This window comes from Caballeronia sp. dw_19, assembly GCF_018449515.1.
In the GTDB taxonomy this organism is placed as follows: Bacteria; Pseudomonadota; Gammaproteobacteria; order Burkholderiales; family Burkholderiaceae; genus Caballeronia.
On sequence record NZ_JAAVUQ010000062.1, the window covers coordinates 21,706 to 28,950 of the forward strand.

Sequence of the window (7,245 nt, forward strand, 5' to 3'; positions counted from 1 at the left end):
AGCATTACGCTTAAGCGGGCTTTTTTGTGATGGCGCTGCCGTCGCGACCCTATCCCGGCGATTTCAGCCGCAGGCGCAACGGTCTGCTTCGTCCGAGGCCCACAGCGGCAAAACGGCACACGCATGAAGAAAGCCGGGTCTGGATTTCGGCTTCGCGTTGTCAGGAATAATTAGCGAGCAACAAACGCAAACCATTCGTCGCTGGTCGAAAGCCTGCGCGGACGGCGGCTTGTCGTATTAATTACACCGGGCGCCAATTTCAATTTCGCTACGGGCGGGCGTAATTGCGCCGGTTTTCGCAATAGCGCTTTAAATGCAGCCTGTCGCGATGCTGCCCTTAATCGCAGATTCGAAAAAAATCCGTGAAACCAGGAGCGAATGCCATCGACAGGATGGGTATTCCTGAATTGTCCTGCGAGCAATTGAGTGCGCGCGGAATGATGGCGTAAGGCCCGGACAACGCTGCGTCCGGCAGGACGTGCAGCGCGGACGGCGGCACGGGTAAGACGATTCGTGAAACGGATATTCATGGATTTCACAGGCTCGGGTTCGCAATGGCTGCAACCCGACATTAGTCGGATCAAAAAAAGCGTTCAACAGTTTGATCGATTGAACACAATAAAAGTTGCGAGCTTGAAGCGCGCACTTATTTAATAGATTTTCATCGAAAGGGATTTTCGATGGGCTCTCTCAATGCACGTCGGCAGGTTATAGAAGAAATGTTACTGCCGGAAGTCGGCATTTTCCCGCACGGGTGTTCGACGGTCGGAAAGCCGCAGGATGGAACGCTGGACGGCCCCGGCGATTTACAATCGATGTATTCGCCCTAATTAGCCGGTTTTCTTACAGTCTGATGAAGCCAGCCGGCCAGATGCTTTCCCTGTGAGTCGATATGCCGAATCAATCAAAGTTGGAACAAGTCCGCGCGTTGCGTGAGAACGGCTACGTGGTGGTGCCCGGCCTTGTCACGCCGGAGCGCTGCGAGGCCATGCGTAACGTAGCGCGGCAGCAGTTGGTGGAAGCGGCGGCGCCGGTGGAGTTCGAAGCCGACCTGCAATATCCCGGCGCGCCGAATTCGAAAGACGCGCCCGGCGGCCATACCGTGCGACGCTTGCTCGACGCATACGGTCGCGATCCACGATTCGCTGCCTGGGCCACGTCGCCCGACGTGCGCGGCTGGATGGAGGTGTATTTCGGCGAGACGCCGACGCTTTCCCGCGCGCATCACAACTGCGTGATGACGAAACATCCGGCTTACGGCAGCCTGACCGGCTGGCATCGCGACGTGCGTTACTGGAATTTCGAGCGCGATGACCTGGTGTCGGCGTGGGTTGCGCTGGGTAACGAGACGGTCGAGAACGGCGGGTTGTGGTTCGTGCCGATGTCGCACAAGTTGCCGTTCACGTCCGAACGTTTCGATCAAGCCAAGTTCTTCCGTTCCGACCTGCCCGAGAACGAAGTGCTGATTCGCAGCGCGGTATCGCCGAAACTGAATGCCGGCGACGTCGTGTTCTTCCACTGCAACACGCTGCATTCGGCCGGCAAGAATCTCACCGATCAGGTGAAATTCTCGCTGGTCTACACCTATCGTGGCGCCAGCAACTTGCCGTTGCCGGGAACACGGTCGGCGTCGATGGAAGACGTGCCGCTTATTTGACGCTTGACGCCTGAACGCGTCAGCGCCTGGACGGGATTGCCAGGCCGATCAACCCGGCCAGCATGGCAACCGCGCCGCCCGCGATCAACCAGATCGTCTTGTTTGTCGGCGAGCCGGTGAAGAAGCGCGAGACGTCGTTGCTGAGCGAATGGAACGACTGGCCGCCGAAATACAGCAGCACGACGCCGCCTACGATCAGTGCAATGGAAATCGCCTTGGTCATGAAAATCTCTTCAATGTGCGGGCGGCAAGCTTATTAGGCCTTGGCCGGATCGTCCAGCGCCGCGGCAGCTTGTTGAGGCTCAGGCGGATTGAGGCTCGGCTTGATCTGACGCAGCAAGTCGGCCTGCACGTTCGCGTAATCGGTCCGGTTCGTCCAGACGGCGACGTTCAGTTTCACGCCGGTATCGGTGTAGTCGGAGACGGCGATCCACGGTTTGGTCGTGTCGTCGTTGATGATGCGCGGATCGGTTCCCACAATCCTATGTATCGACGCCAGCGATTCCTCGATATTTTGATCTTCCGGGATGATCACGTTCAGCACCACTCGGCGGCGGTCGTTCGCGGTGAAATTGGTGACCGGGTTCGCCCAGATCGAGCTGTTCGGCACGAACATGATGATGCCGTCGCTTTTGGTCAGACGGGTGGTGAACAGGCCGATTTCGTTCACGGTCCCGGCGGTCGTGCCGGCGCCTTCAATGTAGTCGCCGACCTTGAACGGCCGCAGCAGCAACAGCATCAAACCGGCTGCAATGTTCTGCAACGTGCCTTGCAATGCGAGCCCGATAGCCAGTCCGGCCGCGCCAAGCACGGTCAGGATGCTGGCCGCCGCGACGCCGAATTTGCCCAGCGCCGCAACAATGGCGACCACCCGTATAGCCCATTGCACCAGGCTTGCCATGACGGGCGTGAACGTGGCGTCCGCGTTCGTGCGGCCGAGCGCACGTTTCACCGCACTCGCCACACGGTTCGATACCCACCAGCCAACCAGCAAAATCAGTACAGCCATCAATACGTTGAATCCGTACGTTACGCCTGCCGTCAATAAGAAATCGTAGGCAGGGCGTAGTTTGTCCAGCGGGTCCATGAAACTTCTCCTCATTCGAATGAACAGGGTTGGGCTGGGTCCGCCCCCTAATCGTTCCCCATGCTGGCCATTTGGTCAGGTCCCGAATATCGGGATAGCCTTGAAGTCTTTCAGGTCAAGCCTGACGCGAATCCGCGCGATTCGCTAACATGACGGACTCAGTGCACGTCAGACGACATGTCCCGCGCGATTGTTGCTTGCCCTGTGCTTACCCCCCATTGTCCCTTCACCAATTTCGAGGATTCCGTCATGGCTTACGAAGCAGCTTCCGAACGCTATTCGCAGATGGCTTACCGCACCTGTGGCAAGAGCGGCCTGAAGTTGCCGGCGTTGTCGCTGGGTCTTTGGCACAACTTCGGCGACACCACGCCGATCTCCACGCAGCGCGAGATCCTGCGCACCGCGTTCGATCTCGGCATTACGCACTTCGATCTCGCGAACAACTACGGCCCGCCGTATGGCAGCGCAGAGACGAATTTCGGGCGTCTGTTCAAGGACGATTTCCGGCCGTATCGCGATGAATTGCTGATTTCGTCGAAGGCGGGGTGGGACATGTGGCCGGGGCCGTACGGCCAGGGCGGCGGATCGCGGAAATACGTGCTGGCGTCACTGGACCAGAGCCTGCAGCGCATGGGCCTGGATTACGTGGACATTTTCTACTCGCATCGTTTCGATGCCGACACGCCGCTCGAAGAAACCGCCGGCGCACTCGCGACCGCCGTGCATTCGGGCAAGGCGCTTTACGTAGGCATTTCGTCGTACTCGTCGGCTAAAACGCGCGAGATGGCGAAGTTGCTGGCCGAGCATAAAGTGCCGCTGTTGATTCATCAGCCGTCGTACAACATGCTCAACCGCTGGATCGAGGAAGATCTGCTCGATACGCTTGACGATGTGGGGGCGGGCAGTATCGCGTTCACGCCGCTGGCGCAAGGGCTGCTGACGGGCAAATACCTGAACGGCATTCCCGCCGATGCGCGCGTCAACAAGCCGGGCGGCGGGTCGCTGAAGCAGGAGCATTTGAGCGAGAAGAATATCGAGCACGTGCGCAAGCTCAACGAACTCGCCCAGCGGCGCGGTCAAAGCCTTGCGCAAATGGCGCTGGCGTGGGCGTTGCGCGGCGGGCGCGTGACGTCGGTGCTGATCGGCGCGAGCCGTCCGGAACAAGTGACGGAGAACGTCGGCGCGTTGAAGAACCTGGAGTTTTCGAAGGAAGAACTCGCCGAAATCGACCAGCACGCGACCGAAGGCGGGATCAACCTGTGGGAAAAGCCATCGACGGATCAGCGGGTCTGAATCCGCACCGATGAGCATAAGGGGCGCGGTTATCGCTGCGTTCCCTGACGCTTGATCGAAGCCGCAACGTTGCTTCGATACTGACGGCCGGCGCGGCGTTGGCTGCAACGTCAAGGTGAACACCGGCTGGCAATGCCGGTGCCGACTGTCTTTCCGCCTCGCAAAAAACCAGCCTGACGGCAGCAGGGCCTTTGCCTTGCTGCCCGCACGGGTTGTTATCATGCGGACTCCGGAACGCTTGCTTCGTCTTCGTTTGCGATCAAGTTCGTTGTCCGACTTTTATGCCCTAAGCGTGGCGTCCGGACGAGCTGGCGGCGGCTGGTCATTCCTGTGCTGCTTGTCGAAAGAGCGCGCTTCAAACCCAGAAATCGCGTGTGCGGTAAAATAACCGATTACGCGTGAGGCAAGCGGGGAATGCGGAACATTCGCTCCGAACGCGCGGGTCTTTGCCGTTATCGGCCTGGTTCTCGCATGTCGCCGGAAATTCCGCTTTAGCATCACGCATTGCTTTCGTCGCGCCTTCGAGGTGTTGTCGCCGGAATCGAGCCTGAGTTAGCCAACAACGGCCGCCGGAACGCACTGCTGCGCCGCCCTGATTCCGCACTATCCATGAAGCCATGAGCAACCTTAATCCTCAAACCGTTCTAAGCGTCCATCACTGGACCGACACGCTGTTCAGCTTCACTTGCACGCGCGATTCCGCGTTCCGTTTCGAAAACGGCCAGTTCACCATGGTCGGCCTGGAAGTCGATGGCAAGCCGCTGCTCCGCGCTTATAGCCTGGCGAGCGCGAATTACGAAGAGCACCTGGAATTTCTCAGCATCAAGGTGCAGGACGGTCCGCTGACATCGCGTCTTCAGCATTTGAAGGTCGGCGATCCGGTGTTGATCGGCAAGAAGCCGGTGGGTACGCTCATCGCCGACAATCTGCTGCCCGGCAAGACGCTGTGGCTGTTGTCGACGGGCACGGGCCTGGCGCCGTTCATGTCGATCATCAAGGACCCGGACGTCTACGATCGTTTCGACAAGATCGTGCTCACGCACACCTGCCGTTTCGTCGATGAACTCGCGTACAAGGATTTCATCACTGATCACCTTCCGGCGCACGAGCATCTGGGCGAGCTGATCCAGGAAAAGCTGGTGTATTACCCGACGGTGACTCGCGAAGAGTTTGCCAATCGCGGCCGGATCACGGACCTGATCGAAACGAAGAAGCTGTTCGCCGATCTGGACGTGGCGCCCTTCTCCGTGGAAAACGATCGCGTCATGCTTTGCGGCAGCCCGCACATGCTGCGCGACACGCGTCAGATTCTCGATGAAATGGGCTTCCAGGAAGGCAGCAACAATCATCCGGGACATTACGTCGTGGAGAAGGCCTTCGTCGGCTGAACCCGGCGTTGCTGGCGTGCTGGAAAACAAAAACCGAAGCCCTTGTGCTTCGGTTTTTTCATTTGGGCGGTCGATCAACCAATCGCGATATGCAATTCCGCGTTGCGACAAGATGTCCTAAAAAGTGGCTTTTACTATTGATTCAGCTTACAAAAGCTAACTTCAGCTCAAATCAGCGCTGATACGCAATTTTCAAACGTTTTTAGAAAAATTGCGCTGATGCTGGGAAGTCAAAATTCACTTGTGTGCAACGTTTTGCGACGCTTAACTTCCTCAATCCGATAAAATCGCGGGTTTTCCAATCGATTTGGCGCGCCGCGCTCGAGGTTTGAGGAGTCATCGTTCATGTCCCTGTTCCGTAAGAAAAGCATCGAGCACATGCTCGCCGGCGCGCAACGCGCTGGACTCAAAAAAACGCTGGGGGCGCTCGATCTGACGTTTCTGGGCGTCGGCGCAATTATCGGCACGGGGATTTTCGTGCTCACCGGGACCGGCGCAGTGCAAGCCGGTCCGGCACTGATGGTGTCGTTTATTCTCGCGGCCATTGCGTGTGCTCTCGCGGCGCTAGCGTACGCGGAGTTTGCATCGACAATTCCCGTCGCCGGGTCCATCTATACCTATTCGTATGCCACGCTCGGCGAATTGGCCGCGTGGGTCATCGGCTGGGACCTGATGCTGGAATACGGGCTGGCGACCTCCGCCGTGTCGGTCGGTTGGTCGGGTTATCTGCAGTCGCTGCTGTCAGGCTTCGGCATTGGGTTGCCTACCGTGCTCACAGCCGCGCCGGGCGCCGTGCCCGGGCATCTCACCTTGTTCAACTTGCCCGCGTTTCTCGTCATGATGGTGATCACGGCGTTGCTGTCGATCGGTATCAAGGAGTCGGCGCGCGTGAACAACGTGATGGTCGCGATCAAGGTCGCGGTCGTGGTGATGGTGATTGGCGTTGGCGTGTTCCACGTCACGCCGGCGAACTGGCATCCGTTCATGCCCAACGGCTGGAACGGCGTGTTCGGCGCAGCGGCCGTGATGTTCTTTGCGTTTATCGGCTTCGACTCGGTGTCGTCGGCGGCAGAAGAGGTGAAGAATCCGAAACGCGATTTGCCGATCGGCATCATTTCGTCGCTGGCCGTGTGTGCCGTGCTTTATGTGGCGGTGGCCGCCGTGGTGACCGGCATCGTCCCGGCGGCGCAGTTCGCCAATGTCTCGCATCCGGTGTCGTACGCGCTGCAGGTCGTGGGGCAGACGTGGGTGGCGGGTTTCATCGATCTGGGCGCGGTGCTCGGCATGCTGACCGTGATTCTGGTGATGAGCTACGGCCAGACACGCATCATCTACGCGATGTCCCGCGATGGCTTGCTGCCCGCGCGTCTGTCGACGGTGCATCCGAAATTCGGCACGCCGTTCTTTACGACGTGGCTCGTGGGTCTGTTCTTCGGGCTGATCGGTGCGCTCGTGCCGCTCAACGTGCTGGCGGAACTGATCAATATCGGTACGCTGGCGGCGTTTTCGATGGTGTCTATCGCGGTGCTGATCCTGCGTCGCACGCATCCTGATCTGCCGCGTGCGTTCCGTTGCCCGGGCGTGCCGGTCGTGCCGGTGCTGGCGGTCGCGTCTTGCCTGTTCCTGATGCTGAACCTGAAGGCCGTGACGTGGATTGCTTTCGTGGTGTGGCTGGCAATCGGGCTGGCAATCTATTTCGGCTATTCGCGCTCGCATTCGAAACTGGGGCGCGGAGTGGAGTGACGCACCGAGTTTGAACGCAGTCGCTTAGAGACTGTTGCAGAATTAAGTTTGCATATTTTTTAGCCGGGTCCAGCAAG

6 protein-coding genes are annotated in these 7,245 nt (G+C 58.9%); 4 read left to right on the top strand and 2 right to left on the bottom strand.

Annotation, left to right across the window (positions count from 1 at the left end):
- The first annotated feature begins 892 nt into the window (after positions 1–892).
- Complete coding sequence (locus tag HB376_RS38530; RefSeq protein WP_213768933.1) at positions 893–1,657, top strand: phytanoyl-CoA dioxygenase family protein; 765 nt, start codon at positions 893–895, stop codon at positions 1,655–1,657.
- A 19-nt stretch (positions 1,658–1,676) separates the two neighbouring features.
- Here HB376_RS38530 and HB376_RS38535 read toward each other — a convergent pair whose 3' ends face one another.
- Together HB376_RS38535 and HB376_RS38540 are read right to left on the bottom strand one after the other, a co-directional pair.
- Entirely contained in the window at positions 1,677–1,880 is a 204-nt protein-coding gene (locus HB376_RS38535; RefSeq protein ID WP_213768934.1) for a DUF3185 family protein, read from the bottom strand.
- A 33-nt stretch (positions 1,881–1,913) separates the two neighbouring features.
- Positions 1,914–2,744 carry a mechanosensitive ion channel domain-containing protein gene (locus tag HB376_RS38540; protein WP_213768935.1) on the bottom strand — a complete coding sequence of 277 codons (831 nt, stop codon included), beginning with the start codon at positions 2,742–2,744 and terminating at the stop codon, positions 1,914–1,916.
- 249 nt (positions 2,745–2,993) lie between these two features.
- Here HB376_RS38540 and mgrA point away from each other — a divergent pair, with 249 nt between their 5' ends.
- The 3 genes from mgrA (at position 2,994) to HB376_RS38555 (ending at position 7,168) form a co-directional block, all read left to right on the top strand.
- The gene (gene mgrA / locus HB376_RS38545) at positions 2,994–4,037 is read left to right on the top strand and encodes an L-glyceraldehyde 3-phosphate reductase (protein ID WP_213768936.1); all 1,044 of its coding nucleotides are present in this window, start codon (positions 2,994–2,996) and stop codon (positions 4,035–4,037) included.
- Positions 4,038–4,654: 617 nt separating this feature from the next.
- Positions 4,655–5,425, top strand: coding sequence for a ferredoxin--NADP reductase (locus HB376_RS38550; protein ID WP_213768937.1), 771 nt, complete (start codon positions 4,655–4,657; stop codon positions 5,423–5,425).
- Positions 5,426–5,770: 345 nt separating this feature from the next.
- The gene (locus HB376_RS38555) at positions 5,771–7,168 is read left to right on the top strand and encodes an amino acid permease (protein WP_213768938.1); all 1,398 of its coding nucleotides are present in this window, start codon (positions 5,771–5,773) and stop codon (positions 7,166–7,168) included.
- Positions 7,169–7,245 lie beyond the last annotated feature (77 nt).